Annotated in this window: 18 protein-coding genes; 13 read left to right on the top strand and 5 right to left on the bottom strand. The window is 67.3% G+C overall.

Annotated features, from left to right (window positions below; translation table 11 throughout):
* Positions 1-121: 121 nt before the first annotated feature.
* Together I4U41_RS12300 and I4U41_RS12295 are read right to left on the bottom strand one after the other, a co-directional pair.
* On the bottom strand, positions 122-763 hold the full coding sequence (locus I4U41_RS12300; protein WP_206861379.1) for a LysE family translocator: 642 nt from the start codon (positions 761-763) through the stop codon (positions 122-124).
* 142 nt (positions 764-905) lie between these two features.
* Complete coding sequence (locus I4U41_RS12295; protein WP_206861378.1) at positions 906-2147, bottom strand: DUF2272 domain-containing protein; 1242 nt, start codon at positions 2145-2147, stop codon at positions 906-908.
* 135 nt (positions 2148-2282) lie between these two features.
* On the opposite strand from I4U41_RS12295, the gene I4U41_RS12290 reads away from it, so the two are divergent.
* The 3 genes from I4U41_RS12290 to I4U41_RS12280 are packed head-to-tail and all read left to right on the top strand — an operon-like array spanning position 2283 to position 7374.
* Positions 2283-4589 carry a type VI secretion system Vgr family protein gene (locus tag I4U41_RS12290; protein WP_206861377.1) on the top strand — a complete coding sequence of 769 codons (2307 nt, stop codon included), beginning with the start codon at positions 2283-2285 and terminating at the stop codon, positions 4587-4589.
* Entirely contained in the window at positions 4586-6229 is a 1644-nt protein-coding gene (locus tag I4U41_RS12285; RefSeq protein WP_206861376.1) for a hypothetical protein, read from the top strand. Before I4U41_RS12290 ends, I4U41_RS12285 begins: the two co-directional genes overlap by 4 nt.
* On the top strand, positions 6226-7374 hold the full coding sequence (locus I4U41_RS12280; RefSeq protein WP_206861672.1) for a hypothetical protein: 1149 nt from the start codon (positions 6226-6228) through the stop codon (positions 7372-7374). The genes I4U41_RS12285 and I4U41_RS12280 overlap by 4 nt, the downstream gene beginning before the upstream one ends.
* A 58-nt stretch (positions 7375-7432) precedes the next feature.
* Here the strand turns inward: I4U41_RS12280 and fusA are convergent, their stop codons facing one another.
* Entirely contained in the window at positions 7433-9475 is a 2043-nt protein-coding gene (gene fusA, locus I4U41_RS12275; RefSeq protein WP_206861375.1) for an elongation factor G, read from the bottom strand.
* 275 nt (positions 9476-9750) lie between these two features.
* Between fusA and I4U41_RS12270 the strand changes: the two genes are divergently transcribed.
* The 3 genes from I4U41_RS12270 (at position 9751) to I4U41_RS12260 (ending at position 11621) form a co-directional block, all read left to right on the top strand.
* The gene (locus tag I4U41_RS12270; RefSeq protein ID WP_206861374.1) at positions 9751-10188 is read left to right on the top strand and encodes an OsmC family protein; all 438 of its coding nucleotides are present in this window, start codon (positions 9751-9753) and stop codon (positions 10186-10188) included.
* A 9-nt stretch (positions 10189-10197) separates the two neighbouring features.
* Positions 10198-10887, top strand: a complete 690-nt coding sequence (locus I4U41_RS12265; protein ID WP_206861373.1) for an alpha/beta fold hydrolase — start codon at positions 10198-10200, stop codon at positions 10885-10887.
* A 101-nt stretch (positions 10888-10988) separates the two neighbouring features.
* Positions 10989-11621, top strand: a complete 633-nt coding sequence (locus I4U41_RS12260) for a glycine zipper 2TM domain-containing protein (protein WP_206861372.1) — start codon at positions 10989-10991, stop codon at positions 11619-11621.
* Between the two features lie 92 nt (positions 11622-11713).
* On the opposite strand, the gene I4U41_RS12255 is transcribed toward I4U41_RS12260, so the two are convergent.
* Positions 11714-12595: a PhzF family phenazine biosynthesis protein gene (locus I4U41_RS12255; RefSeq protein WP_206861371.1), complete on the bottom strand. Its 882-nt coding sequence runs from the start codon at positions 12593-12595 to the stop codon at positions 11714-11716.
* Between the two features lie 184 nt (positions 12596-12779).
* Between I4U41_RS12255 and I4U41_RS12250 the strand changes: the two genes are divergently transcribed.
* Genes I4U41_RS12250 through murD form a run of 3 tightly spaced genes read left to right on the top strand, consistent with a single transcriptional unit; the run spans position 12780 to position 18155 of the window.
* Complete coding sequence (locus I4U41_RS12250) at positions 12780-15359, top strand: bifunctional aspartate kinase/diaminopimelate decarboxylase (protein WP_320415185.1); 2580 nt, start codon at positions 12780-12782, stop codon at positions 15357-15359.
* The gene (gene murL, locus I4U41_RS12245; RefSeq protein ID WP_206861369.1) at positions 15356-16750 is read left to right on the top strand and encodes a UDP-N-acetyl-alpha-D-muramoyl-L-alanyl-L-glutamate epimerase; all 1395 of its coding nucleotides are present in this window, start codon (positions 15356-15358) and stop codon (positions 16748-16750) included. The genes I4U41_RS12250 and murL overlap by 4 nt, the downstream gene beginning before the upstream one ends.
* Complete coding sequence (gene murD / locus I4U41_RS12240) at positions 16731-18155, top strand: UDP-N-acetylmuramoyl-L-alanine--D-glutamate ligase (RefSeq protein WP_320415184.1); 1425 nt, start codon at positions 16731-16733, stop codon at positions 18153-18155. The genes murL and murD overlap by 20 nt, the downstream gene beginning before the upstream one ends.
* A gap of 30 nt (positions 18156-18185) precedes the next feature.
* On the opposite strand, the gene I4U41_RS12235 is transcribed toward murD, so the two are convergent.
* Complete coding sequence (locus tag I4U41_RS12235) at positions 18186-19202, bottom strand: polyprenyl synthetase family protein (RefSeq protein ID WP_206861367.1); 1017 nt, start codon at positions 19200-19202, stop codon at positions 18186-18188.
* Between the two features lie 111 nt (positions 19203-19313).
* On the opposite strand from I4U41_RS12235, the gene I4U41_RS12230 reads away from it, so the two are divergent.
* The 4 genes from I4U41_RS12230 to rfbB all read left to right on the top strand — a co-directional run bounded on the left by I4U41_RS12230 (position 19314) and on the right by rfbB (position 21703).
* Positions 19314-19646: a hypothetical protein gene (locus tag I4U41_RS12230; RefSeq protein WP_206861366.1), complete on the top strand. Its 333-nt coding sequence runs from the start codon at positions 19314-19316 to the stop codon at positions 19644-19646.
* Positions 19646-19960, top strand: coding sequence for a DUF5076 domain-containing protein (locus I4U41_RS12225; RefSeq protein ID WP_206861365.1), 315 nt, complete (start codon positions 19646-19648; stop codon positions 19958-19960). Before I4U41_RS12230 ends, I4U41_RS12225 begins: the two co-directional genes overlap by 1 nt.
* A gap of 142 nt (positions 19961-20102) precedes the next feature.
* Entirely contained in the window at positions 20103-20603 is a 501-nt protein-coding gene (gene ssb / locus I4U41_RS12220) for a single-stranded DNA-binding protein (RefSeq protein WP_206861364.1), read from the top strand.
* 47 nt (positions 20604-20650) lie between these two features.
* On the top strand, positions 20651-21703 hold the full coding sequence (rfbB, locus tag I4U41_RS12215) for a dTDP-glucose 4,6-dehydratase (RefSeq protein WP_206861363.1): 1053 nt from the start codon (positions 20651-20653) through the stop codon (positions 21701-21703).
* Positions 21704-21711: the final 8 nt, after the last annotated feature.

Below are 21711 nucleotides of genomic sequence, written 5' to 3'. Positions count from 1 at the left end.
GGGGATGCCCGGACGATACCCGCGCCGCATGAACAACACCACTCACCGGCGCGCAGCGATGCTAACGCCGGCGCGTCCACGCGGGGTGACGATCCGACGGGCGGACCTCGCCGCGCGGGAATCAGCCGCGCTGCTGCATCGCCAGTCGCAGGCCCAGCCCGATGAAGAGCGTGCCGGTGACGCGCTGCGTCCAGCGTCCACCGCCACCGGCGAAGCGTCGGCCGAAGCGTCCCGCGGCGAAGCTCAGCACGAGGTCGTTGCAGAAGCCGATCGCCGCCAGCAGCGCGCCCAGCACGAGGAACTGCAGCCACACCCAGCCGCGTTCGGGATGCACGAACTGCGGCAGGAACGCGAGGAAGAACAGCGCCACCTTCGGGTTGAGCACGCCGGTGACGACCGAGCGCAGGTAGACGCTGCGGCCGGACACGCGCGGCTTCGGCGCTTCGGGATCGGCTGGCGTCGTGTTGCCGTCGCCGTTGCGCCAGGCCTTGATGCCCAGCCACACCAGGTACGCGGCACCGAGGTATTTGACGAACTCGAACGCCATCGCCGAGGTCGCCAGCAGCGCAGACAACCCCAGCCCGGCGGCGAGCGCGTGCAGCAGCGTCGCCGTTTCCAGCCCGAGCCCCGCCTGGATGCCGCGCCGCGTGCCGCCGGCCAGGCTCTGCCCGACGATCCACGCCGTGCCCGGCCCGGGCAGCAGCACCAGCACGAGCGCGGCGGCGGCATAGGCCAGCAGGGTCTGGAGGTCGAACAGATGCATCGTGCGGGTGTCCGGTAGGGGGACGCACAGGTTACGCGGCGTTCGTCGCCTGCGGGTGTGCGGCGACGGGGACGGATTGTTGCAGTGGCGCGCGCCCCTATCCGTGCGCCTTCATTCCTGCCAACGGAGCCCGCAACGTCACCTACGGCGAAGTCGCGTCCGCTTTTGCCCGCCCTCCGCGCGACTGCAAAGGCACCGGCGCCTGTCCGCGTCGTGCGCCTGCATAGCGCGCGTAATCGCGGTAGAGCATCTGCACCGTCGGCGTGCCGTCCAGGTCGTGCGCGACGTTGCCGCCGGCGCGCGCCTTGAGCACCGCGAACCAGCGGTGCGCACCGATGACGTCGGCGTCGGTCAGCGGCCGGCCCTTCGCATCGGTGGCGATCACCGACATCGTGACCGCATGGTTCACGTTCCCGCCGATCGCATAGAGCCGGTTGTGCTTCGTGTCGGTCTTCACGACCAGATCGCAGTGCAGCGCGTTCGACGAACTGTTGCCGTTGCGCACGTCGGCGATGGACCGGAACGTACTGTCGCTCCGTGCGGTGCACAGCAGGTCGCCGGCTTCCGGCGTCGCTTCGCCGAGGTCGTAGGCGATGAACGCGTGCTCCGGATCCTGCCCGTCGCGCGCGCGCACCGCCGCGCGCACGTAGTCGATGTGGCCGCCGCTGCGACGGAACTGCGCGGTCGACAACCCGGCTTCGCACGCGAGCCAGGAAATGAACGCCGCCGACCACGGCATCGCCCAGCCGGCCCCGTCCCAGCCGTAGTCGACGATGCTCTGCACGCGCATCGCTTCCTCGCTGCCGGTCGCCGCCCAGTAGCCGGCGATGGCATCGCTCACCTCGTAGTCGTCTTCCGACAGTCCCAGGCGCGGCGCCTGGCGCAGCACGCGATCGCCGATGGACGCGTTCTTCTGTGGTGAGATGATCTCCACCACGCCCGACGGCTGCGGCACGCGCGGCACGATCGCCGCCGGTTCCACCGCCATGTCGAGGATCGGCAGGCCGAAGTACGCCCACTCCGCGGCGGCGAGGTCGATCATGCGCGAGCGGTAATCGGCGCTGGTCGTTATCGACGGACACGACGTCATCGCGATGCGGTAGCCCGCCGCACGCGCCGGTGCGTAGCCGCCATCGGGCGTGCGCCGGTACAGCGGCTCGAACGTGTTCTCTCCGGTGCGCACCATCAACGGCGGCGCCTCGTCGGCGCGCGCGTAGGTCACACGGAAGGCCGGGTTGGGAAAGCCGCCCGGGCGCGGGAATGCCAGGATCGAACGGCTGGCGCCGGGGGCGGTCTGCGCCAGCGCGGGCAAGCTCACGAGCACGGCCAGAGACAGGCCGAACGCAAACCCCAGAGCCTGCGGAACCTTTCGTGACGGTCGCATTGTGGCTTCTCCTTTGGTCCTGGCCAGCATGAACACAGCGGTGTGAAGCCTGCATTCGCAGAGGAAAGAAAAGTTCCCATGGACGCAAGAGGCCATCGCAACTGACCTTGCCGGCTTCCCATCACGGAGCGAAGCATGGCAGCAGCGCAATCGGATCTGTCATTCCAGTTCGAAGGAGTGGGAGGAGCGACATTCGATGTCGTCCGTTTCGAACTGATCGAAGGACTGTCGCAGCCATTCCGGCTGGAGCTGGAGCTCAGCAGCCCGGAGCCCAACGTCGAGTTGGACGCGCTGCTCGACTCCGAAGTCACCTTCACCATTGCACGGGACGGCGAGCCGGTGCGCACGGTGCACGGCATCGTGACGATGTTCGAGCAGTCCGAAACGGGCTTCCGACGCACGCGCTACAGCGCCAGCGTCGAACCCACGCTCGCAAGGCTCGGGTTCTGGCATGGGAGCCGGATTCATCAGCAACTTTCGGTGCCGGACATTCTGAAGTTGCGACTCAAGGAGCGCGGCCTGCATGCACGCTTCAATGTGTCCCGGCCGCACGAAACGCGGGAGTACTGCACGCAGTACCGCGAAGCCGATCTCGCCCATTTCGCCCGGCTCGCTGCGGAGGAGGGCATCGTCTACTACTTCGATCCGCGGCACCGCTCGGAGCTCGTGCTGACGGATGCGCTCCCGTCCGGGCCGGCGTTGCCGGGGGCCGACGACATCGGCGCCGTGATCTATCAGGCCCTTCCCGGCGGTACGGCGGTCGAACCGCGGCTCTGGCACTTCGCGCTGCGCCAACAGCTTGCGCCGGCTTCAGCGGTGCAGCGGGACCATACCTTCAGAAATCCGAGGTACTCCCTCGAGCATCGCAGCGACGCACGCGATGCCGTAGGCCGATACGAGCACTACGACTACCCGGGGAGATTCAAAAGGGATGAATCTGGCCGGCCATTCACTGCGACGAAACTGCGGGCGCTGCGCAGCGATGCCTTGGTTGCCACACTCGAAGGCGACGACGCGCGGCTCTGGCCGGGGCTGAATTTCCTGCTCGAAGACCATCCGTCCGAGCCGCTCAACCGCGACTGGCGCGTCGTCGCCATGCATCACGTGGGCGAACAGTCGGTATCGCAGGAAGAAGACGGTGCGAACGGCGAACACGGAACGCGCTACTCGTACACCGCACGGGCCGTGCCGGGCGATATGGAGTGGCGTCCGAAACCGCTGCCGCGACCGGTCATCGACGGGCCGCAGATTGCCCACGTCGTGGGCCCGCCCGGGGAAGAGATTTTTCCAGACGAGCACGCGCGCGTGAAGGTGCACTTCCCGTGGGATCGCCAGGGCACCCGGCAGGAAAACGACTCGTGCTGGATTCGCGTCGCGCAAGGTTGGGCGGGGCCCATGTACGGCTTCATGGCCATTCCACGCGTCGGCATGGAAGTGATCGTCAGCTTCCTCGATGGCGACCCCGATCAACCGTGCGTCACGTCTTGTGCGTTCAATGCGGAGAACAGGCCGCCGTACCCGCTTCCCCAGCACAAGGCGAGGACCGTATTTCGTACGAACACCCACAAAGGCAAGGGCTACAACGAACTTCGGTTCGAGGACGAAGCCGGCCAGGAAGAGATCTTCGTCCACGCGCAGAAGGACCGGAACATCGTCGTCGGGAACGACGAGACCACGCGTGTCGGGCACGACCGCAGCGAAGACGTCGGCAACGACGAAACCATCCAGATCGGTCACGACCGCAAGGAAACCGTCGGCAATGATGAAACGCTGGGCATCGGGCAGGACCGGCGCGAAACCATCGGTCGCGACCACACGCTGGAGATCGGACGAACGCGGCAGGTCACCATTGGCAAGGACCTGATCGAAGACGTCGGAAATACCCGCACCGAGACAACCGCTGCCGACCGCAAGGTCGAAACCGGCGGGCATTACGAACACAACGTCGCTGGCAAGCACGACATCGAAGCCGGTGAGCGCATCACGCAGCGAACACGTCAGTACGCGCTCGCCGCGGCCGGTTCGCTCACCATCCGTGGTCCAGGCGGCACCATCAGAATCGACCGCAATGGCGTCACGCTGGAAGGCGTGCAGATCCAGCTCAAGGGGCAGATCAAAGCCGATGCGGAAGGCCTCGGCAACGACTTCTCCATTCACGGCGTTCCGGCATTGGCCGAAGTCATCGACCGGCGCTACTGGATCGGCCTGCACTACCTGGATCAGGAGACGGGTGAACCGATCGACGGTGCCGATTACGAGATCCATTTCAAGGATGGTTCGATGCTCGAAGGCACGCTCGACGCGCAAGGGCAAGCGCGGCACGACGATATCGATCCGAAGCGTGTGGAGAAGGTGCTGTACAAGCCGCGCAAGGCGAATGATGAACCGGCCATTCCCCAGCTTGAAGACCTCGCGCGGACAAAGAGCGGGGGTGGCCGATGAACGCAGCCGACCGGCAGAACGAAGCCCCGCTGCTGAACGTCGATCAGTTGCGCGAGGCGCTGGCCTTCATGACGCGTCAGTACGGCCGCGTGGCCGACAGTACGCAGGGCGTGTTCGTGTGGTTGTGGGAGGCGATACAAGGCGACTTCAACCAGGAACGCTCGCTGGGTCAGGTCGCCTTCGATACCGCCATTTCGATCATCCCCGGCGTGGATCAGGTCTGCGACGTGCGCGACCTGATCGCCAACGGCAAGCAGATCAACGAGGACAAGACCAACGTCTGGGCCTGGGTGTCGCTGGGCCTGACGCTGATCGGGTTGTTCCCCAGCCTTGGCTCGCTGGTCAAGGGCGTGCTGAAGATCTTCTTCCTCTTCATCCGTCGCAGCGGCGGCAATGCCGTGGCGAAAGCGGTAGACGAAGCGATGACGTGGGTCATCGCCTTCCTGCGCCGTCGCGAGGTGGCGAAGTACTGGAAAGCGCTGAAGTGGGACGACCTGTTCGGAGAACTGGCGCGATATGTGCGACAGGTTCGCGAGCGACTGAACCTGCAGGCGTTGCTGCAGGCGTTCGATCGGGGGATGGCGTTGTTGCGGAATCTGCTGGGAATGGTGGCGAACATTCCCGTCGTCGGAAGGCGCGCGGCCGAAACCGTGGAGATGATGGCCCGCATCCGGCGCGAGGCGGACGAGTACCTCCAGCACGCGCTGAAACCGCTGCAGGATGCGCTCGACGCGATCATCCGCCGGCTGGAACTGGAAGACCTGGCGCAACGCAGCGGCATCCTCAACACGCGGAACGTGCATTTCCGCGGCGGCTTACCGGAGGCGCGCGCGGTGACGTTGATGCGGGAGACGAAGCCGAGGCCGAAGTGGTTGAGTGATGGGGCGGCGGAGTTCAAGCCGGTGAAGCCCGCGAAGTTCAAGCCGGAACTCGAACATGCCCGAAGCCTGGGATGGCCGACGCTTACTGATGACGAGATCAAGACGTTTGCTGAGGGGCTTCGGGCGGTGGAACTGAAAGGGCCCCTGCGCCTTTACCGTGTCGTGGGCCCGGGAAATATGGCTGCGGCAAAGGACTGGGTGAGCGAAGAAGTCTTCAGGCGGTTGCAACAGGCAGACGATCCAAAAACAGCTTGGCGCCGACATCTCGCTGTGTGGCCGGACTGGAACCCGGACGGCCAGTTCGTCGTGTTCGACCTGCAACCCGGCGAGTCCATCAAGGTGTGGGCGGGCCCGGCGTCCAGCCAGTTCAAGCCTGAAAAGCTTGAAATGGGAGAATTGCATCTGGAAGGCGGTTACGAGCAGATCAAGTTCGATGCCGCCCTGCCGCGCACGCCGGAGGACGGCTACCGCTTCGAACCGCGCACCGGCCAACTGTATGACGAGATGCAGTATTACGAAGTGGACCGGCATACCGGCCAGATGCGCGCAACGCGACTGTCTCGTCAGGAATACCTGGCCTTGTCGCCGCGAGAACGGGCGCGGTATGAGTCCGTGCGCGTCCGCATCATCAATCCCCGCATCAGCGGGCCGTTCGAGACCGGCTGGAGCTACACCGACTTCGACGCGCAATTGCCGGATGTGACGCTCGGCCTGCCGGCGTTGCCCGGCCAATTGACCCATCTTGGGAACACCCGATGAGCACGAACCCGACCGATCTAAGCCCACGCCGCAAACGCCAGGTGGCGCTGATGTACCACTTCGCGTCGCTGGAGTATCTGAAAGGGCTGCTGCCCCGCGTGGAAGATCTGATCCTCTACGCCAGCGCCTTGGCGGATGGCCGTGCGCACCTGGACAAATTCCTGATGAGCGAGCGTTGGGGCGCTCGTGACACCAGCGCGAACTGGAGCACCTATGGGTTCCCTTCGCTGGTGGAATTCCGCGAAACGACCTTATGGGATATCCAGGCCCGTTCCCGCGATGTGTACGGCATCACCGGCGCCAACCAGTGCGCCCGCATGCTGGCCGAGTACAGCCTGATGTGGCTGACGCCGGAGCAGGAACGGCAATTCAAGGAACGCTTCGGTCTGGTGTATCGGTACGCCAGCCGGATCGATGATGTGACGGAACGTGATTCCACCATGGACGACTACACCTTTTGGGTCATCTGGAACGAACACAAAGAAGCGTTCTCACGCCTGCCCAGGTTCCGCGTGCGGACCGACGTCGAGGGAGAAAGCGGCAAGGTGCCGCCTCGCACTGGCGTGTACATACCCCAGGATGATCCATGGGGCACGCCGCAGTTTGCGTGGGCAGGTGGCAGCCTCCGGAAGGACGGTAGCCGCTGGCACGGTGGCCGGCTGGGGGATGCCGTAACCTTCAATGCCATGGGCCTGGAAGCGATGGAAACAGTAGGCGGCTCGCACATCTGGCCGTGGGACGATGGCGCGGGCGCGGTGGATTTCCTGCGACGCAAGGAAATCAAAGACTGGGAAGGCAATGAGGTTCGCGACGAAAGCGATGCTGTTGCGCTTCTTGGCGGCGCCTCTTATGGAGAAGGAGTGTTTGACCCGAACGTGGCTGGAGGAACGACCACCCGCCCCTGCAAGTGGTACTACGTCGAACTATTGGAAGGCGAGTACGAAGACACGAACGAACCTGTGGCGAAGTCAGTGCCCCGACGCAGCGGTCCCGGCATGTACGCAAAGACAGGTGAGCACTGCCCGTATCCCGGCGTATGGGAGTGCGTGGAGCGGCCAGTGGGAACCCAGACCATCGCCTATGGCGTGCCGATGCCGCAGGTCGATGGACAGGATGTCACCTGGCGTATTCTCAAATCCGTCTGACGTAGACGAATTGAAACTGGAGCTGCGCACGAATCGAGATCGTGCGCAGCAAGCGGCCTCAGTCCTCTTCGTGCCTGGGCTTGTACGCCTCGACGAGCTTCTGCTGCACGTTCGTCGGCACCGGTTCGTAGTGGCTGAAATCCAGCGAATAGCGTCCGCGGCCGGCGGTCACCGACTTGAGTTCGGCCGCGTAGCCCTCCAGTTCCGACAGCGGCACCTGCGCCTTCACCACGATCTCGTTGCCACGCACGCTGTCGGTGCCGCTGATGCGCGCGCGCTTGCTCGCCAGGCCGCCGCTGACGTCGCCCATGTGCTGCTCGGGCGCGTTGACCTCCAGTTCGACGATGGGCTCCAGCACCTGCGGACGCGCCTTGCCGATCGCATCGAGGAACGCCTTCTTGCCCGCGGCGACGAACGCGACTTCCTTGCTGTCCACCGGATGATGCTTGCCGTCGTACACGATCACGCGCACGTCCTGGATCGGATAGCCCGCCACCGCACCGCTGCGCAGCACTTGGCGAACGCCTTTCTCCACCGCCGGCATGAACTGGCCGGGAATCGTGCCGCCCTTGACCTCGTCGACGAATTCGAAGCCGGTGCCGCGCGGCAACGGTTCGATGCGCAGGAACACTTCGCCGAACTGGCCCGCGCCGCCGGTCTGCTTCTTGTGGCGATGATGGCCTTCGGCCTTGCCGCTGACGGTTTCGCGATACGCGATGCGCGGCGGACGCGACGTCACTTCCACGCCGTAGCGTTCCTTCAGCCGTTCCAGGTTGATGCGCAGGTGCAGGTCGGATAATCCGCGGATCACGGTTTCGTTGGTTTCCGCCTCGTGCTCGACGATGAAGCAGGGGTCCTCTTCGGCCAGCTTGTGCAGGGCGGTCGCGAGTTTCTGTTCCTGTCCCTTGCTCGCCGCTTCCACCGCCAGGCCGAACATCGGGCGCGGGAAATCCAGCGGCGACAGGCGGATCTGGTCCTCGTCGTGGCTGTCGTGCAGCACCGCGTCGAAGTGCAGTTCCTCGACTTTCGCCACGGCCGCGATGTCGCCGGGGATCGCCTGTTCGATCTCGACGTGGTCCTTGCCGCGCAGCTTGAACAGATGGCCGACCTTGAACGGCTTCTTGCCGTCGTCGACGAACAGCTGCGTGTCCTTCTTCACCGTGCCCTGGTACACGCGGAACACGCCAAGCTTTCCGACGAAGGGGTCGTTGACGATCTTGAACACGTCGGCGATGACGTGGGCCTTGGCATCGGGCGAGGCCTGGATGCGCGCACGCTCCGGGCCTTTCTCGAATGGTGGTGCGTTGGCCTCGGCCGGATTGGGGAACCAGCGTTCGGCGGCATCGAGCAGCTCGTTGATGCCCACGCCGGTGCGCGCGGAACAGAACAACACCGGCACCAGGTGGCCTTCGCGCAGGCATTGCTCGAACGCGTCGTGCAGTTCCTCGCCGGACAGGCCTTCCTCGCCCATGTCGAGGTAATGCTCCATCACGGTCTCGTTGATTTCGACGATCTGGTCGATGATCTTCTGGTGCCAGTCCGCGACCGGGCCGAAATCGCTGTCGCCCTGCGGGTTGATCAGGCAGTCGACCACGCGTTTTCCACCATCGGCAGGCAGGTTGAGCGGCAGGCATTCGGGGCCGAAGGTGTCGCGAAGATCGGCCAGCACGCCGTCGAGCGCGACGCCGTCATGGTCGATCTTGTTGACGACGATGGCCCGGCACAGGTTCCGGCCGCGGGCGTACTCCATCATGCGGCGCGTGCCGTATTCCACGCCGGCGGCGGCATCGACGACGATCGCCACCGTCTCCACCGCGCCCAGCGCCGACAGCGCGGGGCCGCGGAAATCCGGGTACCCGGGGGTGTCGATCAAATTCACGTGCATGCCTTCGTGGTCGATCGACGCGATGCCGGCGTCGATGGAATGCCCGCGTTGTTTCTCTATCGGATCGAAGTCGGACACGGTGTTGCCGCGTTCGATCGTGCCTGCCGTCTGGAGTGCGCCGCCGGCCTGCAGCAGGGCTTCGAAGAGCGTTGTTTTGCCGGCGCCGGGGTGGCCTGCCAGGGCCACGTTGCGGATGGATTGTGTGCTGTAGGACATGAGCGGACTTCTCCCGTGAGGGTGGGAAGGCCGTCATGGCTGTCCGGCGCTGCGCCTGCGCGGTGGGCGCTCGGCGGGCGGTCATGGCGGGTGCCGGCCGGAAGGCCGGGAGCGAAAGCCTCGCGCAAGGGGGAAGGGTGGTCAAGCCGGCGCCGGGCGAACTGCGAAGCGGCGACGGATTCACGCCGGCCACCGGCTGGCGGCCCACCCCCATGCGCGCCTAACACCCGGCAGGGTAGGCTGCCGGTTCTTTCACCCCACGAAGGAGCAGCGACATGGCGTTCAAGCGTATTGCCGAAGCGGTCTGGAAAGGCGACCTGCAAGGCGGCAAGGGCAGCATGAGCACACCGCAGAGCGGTCTGTTCACCGATCAGAACTATTCCTTCAAGACCCGCTTCGGCGACGAGAAGGGCACCAATCCCGAGGAACTGCTGGCCGCCGCGCACGCGGGCTGCTTCTCGATGGCGCTGTCGGCGGTGCTGGGCAAGGCCGGCCTCACGCCGGAGACCATCCAGACCCGCGCCGAAGTGACGATGGAGCCCGGCATGGACCCCGGCCCGACGGTCACCGGCGTGAACCTGGTGGTCACCGCGAAGGTCCCCGGGGTGGACGAAGCCGGCTTCCGGCAGCACGCCGAAGCGGCCAAGGCCGGCTGCGTGATCTCGCGCGCGCTGTCGGTTCCGGTGACGCTGCAGGCCTCGTTGCAGGGCTGATCGCGGTCGATGACGTCCAGGGCGATCCGCCGCGCCGTGCTGGTGCACGGCGCGGGCGGAGGCGGTTGGGAATGGAACGTGTGGCGGCGCGTGTTCGCCGCGGTCGCAGTGGACGTCCACGCGCCCGACCTGCAACCGGTCGCCGCGGGACTCGCGGCGACCGGGTTCGACGACTACGCCGCGCAGGTACGCGCCGCGCTCGAAGCCGTGCCCGGCCCGCGCGCACTGGTCGGTGCGAGCCTGGGCGGCCTGCTCGCCCTGGCCTGCGCCGACGCGGCCGATGCGCTGGTCCTGGTGAATCCCTTGCCGCCGGCGCCGTGGGCCGACCGGCTCCCCGCGCGCGACTGGCCCGACAGCGTGCCCTGGCGGCGGAACGCGCGCCTCGCCTCGACGCGCCGCGCGCTGCCGGATTCGGACGACGCCACCGCGCTGTTCGCCTTCCGCCGATGGCGCGACGAGTCCGGCGCGGTGCTGCGCCATGCGCACGCAGGCCTGGTGCTGGATGCGCCGGCGTGCCCGACGTTGTGCATCGCATCGAGCCAGGACGAGGACGTCCCACCCGACCTCACCGCCGAACTGGCGCGTGCCTGGGACGCGGACCTGTTGCGGGTCGCCTCGACCGGGCACGTCGGGCCGCTGCTCGGGCGCGATGCGGCGGCGGTCGCGATGCAGGCCGCGGCCTGGCTGTCGGCGCGGTAAACCCCGCCGCGCCTTGGTCCGCAAGGACACCCGGATTCAGCACCCATTGCCGGCACGGGCCGGACGATGCGGGCACGCCCTCCCGGCGCCGGAGCCTCCCCATGAATCGCCTGATCGCCGTTTCCCTCGCGCTGGCCGCCGCCGCGAGCGGCCCGGTCCATGCCCAGTCCTACCCGCGCTCCTATCCGGCGTACGGCTCCACCAGCAGCAGCGACTACGCGCGCGTGGTCCGCGTTGATCCGGTGTTCGACCGCTACGAAACCGCCGCGCCGCAGCAGCGCTGCTACGAGCGCCCGGCCTATGTGGGTGGAGACGGATACCGCAACGACGGTTATCGCGACGATGGCTACTACGGCAATGGCAGCAGTTATCCATCCGGCGGCACCCAGGCCGGGCGCACCGTCTCGACGATCGTCGGCACCATCGTCGGCGCGGCGGTCGGCAGCCAGATCGGCGGCGGCAGCGCGCGCTATGCGACCTCGGCGATCGGTTCGGTGGTCGGCGGCATGGCCGGTCGCCAGATCTACGACCAGAGCCAGCGCGAACGCGTCGGCACGGTGCGCGTGTGCGATCCGGTGTACGAAGGCGACGGTTACTACACCTCGCGCAACGGCGCGCGCAGCGCGAGCGCTTACGACGTGACCTACGAATACGCCGGGCGCACCTATACCACGCGCACGAACTACGACCCGGGCGACCGGATCCGCGTGCGGGTGGATGTCACGCCCGAGTAATCGCCTGCTGTCGTAATCCGGCTAAGCGGAGCGAACCCGGGTCGGGCGCATGAATCCCCGGGTGCGATTCGGCTGCCCGGGCTGCAAAAACGTCACGCCCAGTCGATCGTCCCGCGCACCACGTTGCACACCTGGCCGCCGGACCACACCTCGCCGTCCGCGTCCACGCGCAGTTGCAGGCGCGCGTCGAACCCGACTTCGCGACCCTGGCTCACGGCGTACCGGCCATCGCGGCCGGGCAGCGCATCGTTGTGCTTCAGCCACGCGGCGAGCGTCGCGTTGGCCGCGCCGGAAGCGGCATCCTCGAACCGCGCCGGTGCACCGACGAAGGCGCGCACGACCAGGTCGTAATCGCGGCCGGCATCGGCGCGGGCGAACGCGCAGAGCCCCATCGTCTCGGTCGATTCGGCCAGCTGCGCGATCGCATCCCAGTCCGGCGCAGCGCCGCGCAGCGCCGCTTCGCTGGCGACTTCGGCCAGCCACCAGCGCCGACCGCCGTCCATCAGGGCGACCGGCAGCGCACCGGGTTCGAGCGGCGCCAGCGCCGCCGCCAAGCGCGCATCGCCGGCTTCAGCCACCTCGACTACCCGCGCGCGCGGCGTGCGAACCGCGATCGTCCGCGTCGCGCCGCTGCCTTCCACGGCCAGCGGCAGCGTGCCGACCACGCCTTCCTGCACCAGCTGCCCGTCGACGAGCTCGGCCAGGCCCGCATCCAGCACGACGTGCGCGGTGCCGACGCTGGGATGTCCCGCGAAGGGCACCTCGCGGCGCGGGCTGAACATGCGCACCCGGTACGCCGAGCCCGGCTGCGTGGGCGGGAAGACGAAGGTGGTTTCCGGAAGCCGCGTCCAGCGGGCGATCGCCTGCATGCGGGCATCGTCCAGGCCCTGCGCGTCGAGCACCACGGCCAGCGGGTTGCCGGCACCGGGCCGGTCGGCGAACACATCCAGTTGCAGGTAGCGGCGAAGCGTCATCCGGGCGGGGGTCCGAGTGGATTATTCGACTAGAATTGCGCAGTTTACGGCGACGTCTCCGCCTGCGCAGGCGAGCGCGCCATTCTAGTTTCCGTGACGGCTCCGCGCCGGCATGGTTTCGGCGGCAATCACATTCCATCTCCTCATCTACACACTCCAGAACCTCATCAAAGGAACCGTTGCAGTGGCGGAAGCGAATCGCTGGGTAGTACTCAAGTTCGGCGGCACCTCGGTGTCCCGCCGGAACCGTTGGGACACCATCGGACGCCTCGCCGGAAAACGCATGTCCGAAGAGGGCGTTCGCGTGCTGGTCGTGGTGTCCGCGCTGTCGGGCGTCACCAACGAGCTGCAGGCGATCGCGAACGGTGAGGACGTCGACAACCGCATCGCCGCGCTGGTCGAACGCCATCGCGCGTTCTGCAGCGAACTCGACCTCGACGCCGACACCGTGCTCGGGGAGCGCCTGGCTGCGTTGCAGGCGCTGGGCACGGACGCGCGCGCCGCGACGCGTCCCCTCGACTGGCAGGCCGAAGTGCTGGCGCAGGGCGAACTGCTGTCGTCCACGCTCGGCGCGGCGTACCTGCGCACGCAGGGGCTGGACTTCGGCTGGTGCGATGCACGCGACTGGCTCGATGCGGTGTCGCTGCCCAACGCCAGCGCGTGGTCGCAGCGGTTGTCGGTGAACTGCCGCCTCGACGGCGAGGGTTTCGGCGAGCGCTTCTCCACGCAGCCGACGCGCGCGCTGATCACGCAGGGTTTCATCTCGCGCCACGGCGACGGCGGCACGGCGATCCTCGGCCGTGGCGGTTCGGATACGTCGGCTGCGTATTTCGGCGCGCTGCTGAAGGCGCAGCGCGTGGAAATCTGGACCGACGTGCCCGGCATGTTCAGCGCCAATCCGCGCGACGTGCCCGAGGCGCGCCTGCTCACGCGCCTGCATTACGCCGAAGCGCAGGAAATCGCGACGACCGGCGCGAAGGTGCTGCATCCGCGCTCGATCGCGCCCTGCCGCGACGCCGGCGTGCCGATGGCGATCCTCGACACCGAACGCGCGGAACTACCCGGCACGCGCATCGACGCGACCGCCGCGACGGTGCCGGGCGTGAAGGCGATCAGCCGCCGCAACGGCATCGTGCTGGTGTCGATGGAAAGCATCGGCATGTGGCAGCAGGTCGGCTTCCTCGCCGACGTGTTCGAACGCTTCAAGCGCCACGGGTTGTCGATCGACCTGATCGGTTCGTCGGAGACCAACGTCACCGTCTCGCTCGATCCCAGCGAAAACCTGGTCACGACGAACGTGCTCGAAGCGCTGAGTGCGGATCTCGCCGAGATCTGCCGCGTGAAGGTCATCGCGCCGTGCGCGGCGATCACGCTGGTCGGTCGTGGCATGCGTTCGCTGCTGCATCGCCTGAGCGACATCTGGGCGACGTTCGGCCGCCAGCACGTGCACCTGATCTCGCAGTCGTCCAACGACCTCAACCTCACCTTCGTCATCGACGAGGCCGACGCCGAAGGTCTGCTGCCGCACCTGCACGCCGAACTCATCCGCTCGCGCGCGATGCCGGTGCGCGATGCGACGGTGTTCGGCCCGAGCTGGCGCGAGATCGCGTTCGGTGCGCCGCAGCGCGTGCCGGCGTGGTGGCGCGCTCGCCGCGACGAGCTGCTTTCGCTCGCCGCGAAGGGCACGCCGCGCTACGTCTACGACCTCGCCACCGTGCGCGACCGCGCGCGTTCGCTCAGTGCAACGAATGCGGTGGATCGCTGCTTCTACGCGATCAAGGCCAATCCGAACGCGGACATCCTGCGCACGCTGGTCGGCGAAGGCTTCGGCCTGGAATGCGTGTCGCAGGGCGAGTTCGACCACGTCTTCGCGACTCTGCCGCACATCGCGCCGAGCCGCGTGTTGTTCACGCCGAGCTTCGCGCCGCGTCGCGAGTACGAGGCGGCCTTCGAGCGCGGCATCATCGTCACGCTCGACAACATCGAAGCGCTGCAGCGTTGGCCCGAGGTGTTTCGCAACCGCACGATCTGGCTGCGCATCGACCTCGGCCACGGCGAAGGGCATCACGAGAAGGTCAAGACCGGCGGCGTCGCGGCGAAGTTCGGTTTGCCGATGACGCGCTTCGATGCGTTCGTCGAAGAGGCGCGCAGGCTCGGCATCCGCATCAGCGGCCTGCACGCGCACCTGGGCAGCGGCATCGAGGATCCGCAGCACTGGCGCGGCGTGTACGCGCATCTGGCGGGCCTGGCGGATAGCATCGGCACGATCGAGACCATCGACATCGGCGGGGGGTTGCCGATCCCGTACACGCCCGAAGCGCCGCAGTTCGACCTGCCGCTTTGGCGCGCGGGGCTGGAGGAAATCAAGGCGGCGTATCCGCGCTACGGGCTGGTGATCGAGCCGGGCCGCTACCTCGTCGCCGAAAGCGGCGCGCTGCTGCTGACCGCGACGCAGGTCGTGGAAAAGGACGGCGTGCGCCGCGTGGGCTGCGACGCCGGCATGAACGCGTTGATGCGTCCGGCGATGTACGAGGCCTACCACGGCATTTTCAACCTGAGCCGTGACGATGCGAACGGCACGGCGGTGTTCGAGGTCGTCGGTCCGATCTGCGAAAGCAGCGACGTGATCGGCCGCGGGCGCACGTTGCCGGCCGACACGACCGAAGGCGACGTGATCCTGGTCGCCGACGCCGGCGCCTACGGCATGGCGATGGCCAACACCTACAACCTGCGGGCCCTTCCGGCCGAGGAAGCAATCGAATGAGTGAGTGGAAATTCAACCGCGACGCGATCCGCGCGTTCCGTTTCGTGCGTTGCGGGTTCGACGCGCAAACGGGCGTCGCGCAGCTGGTGTACGCCTTCGACGATGGCCCGGAAATGATCGAGACGATCACCGTGCCGGGTGCGCCGTTCGTCCTCGACGTGCAACGCGCCGAGGCAGCCGAGCGCGCGCTGCGCCTGCTGCACCTGATCGCCGGCGTGAGCTATTACAAAGCGGCGGTGCCGTCGGAAATCCGCATCGATTCGTACGCGAACGATGCGGACACCGCCGCATTGATCGAGCTGATCTACGTCAACGGCCTGGGCGAATTCGCCTATCGCAACGGCCTGAACCTGCACGGGAAGATCAACTTCCCGGTGAGTGAGCCTTCCCCGGCAAGGGGCGGGTTGGGTGGGGATGGTGTTCCGGGTAGCGCCAAAACCCTCGGCCTGCGCCATCACGCCCTCGTCGCCATCGGCGGCGGCAAGGATTCGCTGGTCAGCATCGAAGCGCTGCGCACGCTGGGCGTCGAACAGACGGTGACGTGGATCGGCGGCTCGCAGCTGATCCGCGCCTGCGCCGAACGCACCGGCCTGCCGACGCTCAACCTAGGTCGCGCGCTGGCGCCGCAGCTGTTCGACTACAACCGCGAAGGCGCGTGGAACGGGCACATCCCGGTCACGGTGCTGAACTCGGCGATCATGGTGTTCGCCGCGGTGCTGCTGGGCGTGGACCAGGTGGTGTTCTCGAACGAACGCTCCGCCAGCTACGGCAGCGTGATCGAAGGCACGGGCGAGGTGAATCACCAGTGGTCGAAGGGCTGGGCGTGCGAGCGCGCGTTCGGCGAATACGTGCAGCGGCACGTCGCGGCGGATCTGCATTACTACTCGCTGCTGCGTCCGCTGAGCGAACTCGCCGTCGCGCGCCAGTTCGCGAAGACCGATCGCTACGACGCGCACTTCAGCAGCTGCAACCGGAATTTCCACATCCTCGGCGAACGTCCTGCGAGCCGCTGGTGCGGCGTGTGCCCGAAGTGCCACTTCGTGTTCCTCGCACTCGCACCGTTCATGCCGAAGCCGCGCCTGATGGGCATTTTCGGCCGCAACCTGCTCGACGATCCGGCGCAGATCCCCGGCTTCGACGCGCTGCTGGAATACCAGAACCACAAGCCGTTCGAATGCGTCGGCGAAGGGCGCGAATCGCGTGCGGCGATGGCCGCGCTGGCCGACCGCCCGGAATGGCGTGAAGACGCGTTGGTCGACCGCTTCGCGCACGAGATCCGCCCGCAGCTGGATGCGGGCGAACTCGCCATCGAGCCGCTGCTCGTCATCGACGACGAGCACCGCATCCCGGCCGTCCTGTGGGAACGCCTGCGTGCGCAGTTCGCCGCCTGACATCGCCTCGCTCGACGGTCGCAAGGTCGCGCTCTGGGGCTGGGGCCGCGAAGGACGCGCGGCGTATCGCGCGATCCGCGCGCGATTGCCGGCGCTGCCGTTGACGCTGTTCTGCTCGACAGCCGAAGCCGTGGAAGCGACGGCGCTGCACGATGCGAACCTCGTCGCCGAAACGGACGTGTCCGCGCCGACGCTCTCGGCGTTCGACATCGTCGTGAAATCGCCCGGCATCAGCCCGTACAAGCCCGAGGCCGTCGCCGCCGCGCAGGCCGGCACGCGTTTCATCGGCGGCACGGCGCTGTGGTTCGCCGAACACGCGGGCGTCGATGGCGTCGCCGCGAACACGATCTGCGTCACCGGCACCAAGGGCAAAAGCACGACGACGGCGCTGCTCGCCCATCTGCTGCGCGCCGGCGGCCATGTCACCGCGCTCGCCGGCAACATCGGGCTGCCGCTGCTGGAAGCACTGGAGCCGGACATCGCGCCGGAATTCTGGGCGATCGAGCTGTCCAGTTACCAGACCGGCGACGTGGCCGGGAGCGGGGTACGGCCGCAGGTGGCGATCGCGCTGAACATTTTTCCCGAACACCTCGACTGGCACGGCTCGCACGAGCGCTACGTCGAGGACAAACTCCGCCTGATCACGCAGGCTCGGCCGCGCACCGCCGTACTCAACGCGAACGATCCGCGACTGGCGCAGCTGGGCGCGTCGCTCACCGACAGCGAGGTGCGCTGGTTCGGGCGCGCCGACGGCTGGCATCTGCGCGGGGACGACCTGTACCGCGGCGATGCATTCGTGATGGACACACGCGCACTGCCGCTGCCGGGACGCCACAATCGCGGCAACCTGTGCGCGGTGCTGACGGCGATCGAAGCGCTGGGGCTGGACGCGGCGCCGCTCGCGCCGCATGCCGCAAGCTTCCGCCCGCTGCCGCACCGCCTGCAAACGATCGGCACGCGTGACGGCATCACCTACGTCAACGATTCGATCAGCACCACACCACACGCGAGCCTCGCGGCGCTGGAGTGTTTCGCCTCGCGTCGCGTGGCGATCCTGATCGGCGGGCACGATCGCGGCCTGCCGTGGGAGGACTTCGCCGAGGCGATGCACACGCATGCGCCGCTGTCGATCGTCACGATGGGTCAGAACGGGCCGCGCATCCATGCGCTGCTCGCACCGCTCGCCGCGCAGGCGGGCTTCGTGTTGGGTGAAGCCGGCGATCTCGCCGATGCGATGGCGCAGGCGAAGTCGGCGCTGGGCGGGGAGGGCGTCGTGCTGCTGTCGCCCGGCGCGCCGAGTTTCGGCCCCTATCGCGATTACGTGGCGCGCGGACGCCACTTCGCCGAACTGGCGGGCTTCGATCCGGAGATGATCAGCACGATTCCGGGACTCGGCGTCGCCTGAGTCCCGAGGTCGCGGAAGATCGCGATCGCGTCAGTGATCGCGACTGACCGCGTAACGCGCCAGTCCACGCAGCGCCAGCGTGTAGTCGTTCTCGTCCAGGCCGTCGAGCGCCCGCTCGGCGGCCTGCGCGTATTCGTGCGCGCGGCGGCGGCTGTAATCGAGGCCGCCGGTGGCGTGGATCGCGGCCAGCACGTCGGGCATCGCGTCGGTGTCGCCGTGCTCGACGGCGTTGCGCAGGACCTCGCGCGTAGCCGCGTCGCTGTGCGCGATGGCGTGGATCAGCGGCAGCGTCGCCTTGCCTTCGGCGAGGTCGTCGCCGAGGTTCTTGCCGAGCGTCGCCGCGTCGGAGGCGTAATCGAGCACGTCGTCGGCGATCTGGAACGCGTAGCCCAGGTTCAGGCCGTAGTCGTGCAGCGCATCGCACGTCGCTTCGTCCGCATCCGCCAGCAGCGCGCCCAGGCGGGTGGCGGCGGCGAACAGCACCGCGGTCTTGCGCTCGATCACGCGCAGGTAGGCGGCCTCGTCGGTATCGGGGTTGCGCACGTGCAGCAGTTGCAGCACTTCGCCTTCGGCGATGCGGTTGGTGGTGTCGGCGAGGATCTGCATCACCGCCATGCGTTCCAGTTCGACCATCAGCTGGAAGCTGCGCGAATACAGGAAATCGCCGACCAGCACGCTGGCCGCGTTGCCCCACACCGCGTTGGCGGTCTTGCGGCCACGGCGCAGGTCGGATTCGTCGACGACGTCGTCGTGCAGCAGCGTCGCGGTGTGGATGAATTCGACCACCGCCGCGAGCTGGTGGGCGTCCTCGCCGATGCCGCGGCCTTCGCGTCCGCCCAGCGCACCGTTGGCGAGCAGCAGCAGCATCGGCCGCAGGCGCTTGCCACCGGCACCGACGATGTACTCGGCGACCTGGTTGATCAGCACCACGTCCGATGCGAGCCGGCGCCGGATCAGCGCGTCCACCGCCGCCATGTCCTGACGGGCCAGGGCCTGGATGGTGGCCAGGTCGGGGACGGCCGGGGTCGTCGTCGGACTGGGTTGCATGGGCGAACCGCGAGTGAGGGGCTCTGGATTATACGGGGCGCACTCGTTGCGAGGATTTTTCGGACAGTTCCGATGTACGTCGCCGGGTCGCGCACACAACCTGTGGTTTCGATGCGCCGCATCGCCCAGACCCGCCACCGGAGCGAACGCTTCATGACCACACGATGCAATGCCGCCGCGGACGCCGCGGTTACCCCGGTCGCCATCCCGCAATGGCCGGGGCTGCGCCACGCCGATCTGATCGAACGCAGCCTGCGCCTGCTCGGCGGCGCGCGGCGCGAGGCGCTGCTGGAGGCGGTCGCGCACGCGCTGGATCGCTACGTCGCCGGCACCACCCAGCGGACCGGCACCGCCTGCATCGACCTGGATGCCGAACTGGACGAAGTCCTGCGGCGCCTCGGCCCGACGGGTGCGGCCCGGCCCGTCGAAGGAGCGATCGCCTGATGGCAAGTCGCGCCGCCCGTGGCAAGGACAAGGACCGTATCCTCGCCCGGGAGGCGCTCGCCATTCCCGAAGGGGCGCAGGAGGATCCGGCGTCGTTCGAACTGTTGCGGCTGTGGGCCGTCGACCGCAGCCTCTCCATGACCGTCTGCCCGTGCATCGAAGGCGGACCCACGGACTTCGGCACGCTCCTGGCCGACCTGTTCAGCCACGCCTGCGAGCGCTATGCCCTACGCACCGGTGAGGCCGAGTCCGACGTCCGGGCAAGCATGTTCCTGGCCTTCGCCTGCCGTTTCGGAGACCTCACGCGCATGTGATTGCCGACGTCCGCGCCGCCGGTTCGCGCCGGTGGCGGACGACGGACGGCTGTTATGATGCTTCCCCTGCCGGCACGGTGGCTTTGCCCCGCGTGCCCGGCCTCCAGACGAAGCACACATACGAAGAGGGGAACGCACTCCCATGGCACGCGGCATCAACAAGGTGATCCTGGTCGGCAACCTGGGCGACGATCCCGAAACCAAGTACACCCAGGGCGGCATGGCGGTGACCAAGGCCCGCCTGGCCACGACCAGCGTGCGCAAGGACCGCGATGGCAATACCCAGGAGCGCACCGAGTGGCACCGGGTGACCTTCTTCGGCAAGCTCGGCGAGATCGCCGGCGAATACCTGCGCAAGGGCAGCCAGGTCTACGTCGAAGGCTCGATCCGCTACGACAAGTACACCGGCCAGGACGGCGTGGAGCGCTACTCCACCGACATCATCGCCGACGAGATGCAGATGCTCGGCGGTCGCCCGGGCGGCGAGGGCGGCGGCGGCAGCCGTGGCGAATATCGCGGCGGTGGCGGCGAGCGTTCGTCGCGTCCCCCGGCGCGCCAGGAATCCGCCCCGCGTCGCGAGGCCCCGCCGGCCAAGTCGAGCAGCTTCAACGACGATTTCGCGGACGACGATATTCCGTTCTGAGTCCGTCCAGGTCATTTCCGTATTTCAAGAGTCGATAAGGAATTTCAGTGACGACATGGCTCGTGACGGGAGGTGCAGGCTTCATCGGCGGCAACTTCGTCCTGGAAGCTGTACAGCGCAACATCAATGTCGTGAATCTCGACGCGCTTACCTATGCGGGTAACGTCGACACGCTCGCGTCGCTTGAGAACGATCCCCGACACGTGTTGGTGCAGGGCGACATCGGTGACGCCGCACTCATCGAGCGCCTGCTGCGCGAACATCGTCCTGACGCGATCGTCAACTTCGCGGCCGAAAGCCACGTGGACCGCTCCATCGACGGGCCGGCCGCGTTCGTGCAGACGAACGTGGTGGGTACGCTGAACCTGCTGGAAAAATCGCGCGATTACTGGAAGTCGCTGGACGCCGCAGGTCGCGACGCGTTCCGCTTCCTGCACGTTTCGACGGACGAGGTGTACGGAACGCTGGGCGAATCGGGCAAGTTCACCGAAGAAACCCCGTATGCGCCGAACTCGCCCTACTCGGCGTCGAAGGCGGCATCGGATCATCTGGTTCGTGCGTTCCACCACACGTACGGCCTGCCGGTGCTCACCACGAACTGCTCGAACAACTACGGTCCGTACCAGTTCCCGGAAAAGCTCATTCCGCTGATCATCGCCCGCGCGTTGGCCGGCGAACCGCTGCCGGTGTACGGCGACGGCCGCAACGTACGCGACTGGCTCTACGTGGGGGATCACTGCGCCGCGATCCGGCGGGTCCTTGAGTCTGGTCGCGTCGGCGAGACCTACAACGTCGGCGGAGACGCGGAACGGCAGAATCTTGAGGTCGTGAAGGCGATCTGCCGCTTGCTCGACGAGCGTTCGCCGCTGGCGGATGGTCGCTCCCGCGAGTCGCTGATCACCTTCGTCGCCGATCGTCCCGGTCACGATCGCCGGTACGCGATCGATGCTTCCAAGCTCAAGAACGAACTGCGGTGGGCGCCGACCGTGACGTTCGACGAGGGCATCGCGCTCACCGTCGGCTGGTACATGGACAACCAGCCGTGGGTGCAGCGTGTGCTGGACGGCAGTTACCGTCTTGAGCGCATCGGTCAGGGATGAGGGTAGGC

The sequence above is a fragment of the Lysobacter changpingensis genome, from assembly GCF_017308985.1.
In the GTDB taxonomy this organism is placed as follows: domain Bacteria; phylum Pseudomonadota; class Gammaproteobacteria; order Xanthomonadales; family Xanthomonadaceae; genus Lysobacter_J; species Lysobacter_J changpingensis.
This window is presented reverse-complemented; position numbering and strand designations above follow the sequence as displayed.

Coding starts and splice junctions, on each gene's coding strand:
- I4U41_RS12300 (WP_206861379.1), bottom strand. CDS start 763: ATGCATCTGTTCGACCTCCAGACCCTGCTGGCCTATGCCGCCGCCGCG.
- I4U41_RS12295 (WP_206861378.1), bottom strand. CDS start 2,147: ATGCGACCGTCACGAAAGGTTCCGCAGGCTCTGGGGTTTGCGTTCGGC.
- I4U41_RS12290 (WP_206861377.1), top strand. CDS start 2,283: ATGGCAGCAGCGCAATCGGATCTGTCATTCCAGTTCGAAGGAGTGGGA.
- I4U41_RS12285 (WP_206861376.1), top strand. CDS start 4,586: ATGAACGCAGCCGACCGGCAGAACGAAGCCCCGCTGCTGAACGTCGAT.
- I4U41_RS12280 (WP_206861672.1), top strand. CDS start 6,226: ATGAGCACGAACCCGACCGATCTAAGCCCACGCCGCAAACGCCAGGTG.
- fusA (WP_206861375.1), bottom strand. CDS start 9,475: ATGTCCTACAGCACACAATCCATCCGCAACGTGGCCCTGGCAGGCCAC.
- I4U41_RS12270 (WP_206861374.1), top strand. CDS start 9,751: ATGGCGTTCAAGCGTATTGCCGAAGCGGTCTGGAAAGGCGACCTGCAA.
- I4U41_RS12265 (WP_206861373.1), top strand. CDS start 10,198: ATGACGTCCAGGGCGATCCGCCGCGCCGTGCTGGTGCACGGCGCGGGC.
- I4U41_RS12260 (WP_206861372.1), top strand. CDS start 10,989: ATGAATCGCCTGATCGCCGTTTCCCTCGCGCTGGCCGCCGCCGCGAGC.
- I4U41_RS12255 (WP_206861371.1), bottom strand. CDS start 12,595: ATGACGCTTCGCCGCTACCTGCAACTGGATGTGTTCGCCGACCGGCCC.
- murL (WP_206861369.1), top strand. CDS start 15,356: ATGAGTGAGTGGAAATTCAACCGCGACGCGATCCGCGCGTTCCGTTTC.
- I4U41_RS12235 (WP_206861367.1), bottom strand. CDS start 19,202: ATGCAACCCAGTCCGACGACGACCCCGGCCGTCCCCGACCTGGCCACC.
- I4U41_RS12230 (WP_206861366.1), top strand. CDS start 19,314: ATGCGCCGCATCGCCCAGACCCGCCACCGGAGCGAACGCTTCATGACC.
- I4U41_RS12225 (WP_206861365.1), top strand. CDS start 19,646: ATGGCAAGTCGCGCCGCCCGTGGCAAGGACAAGGACCGTATCCTCGCC.
- ssb (WP_206861364.1), top strand. CDS start 20,103: ATGGCACGCGGCATCAACAAGGTGATCCTGGTCGGCAACCTGGGCGAC.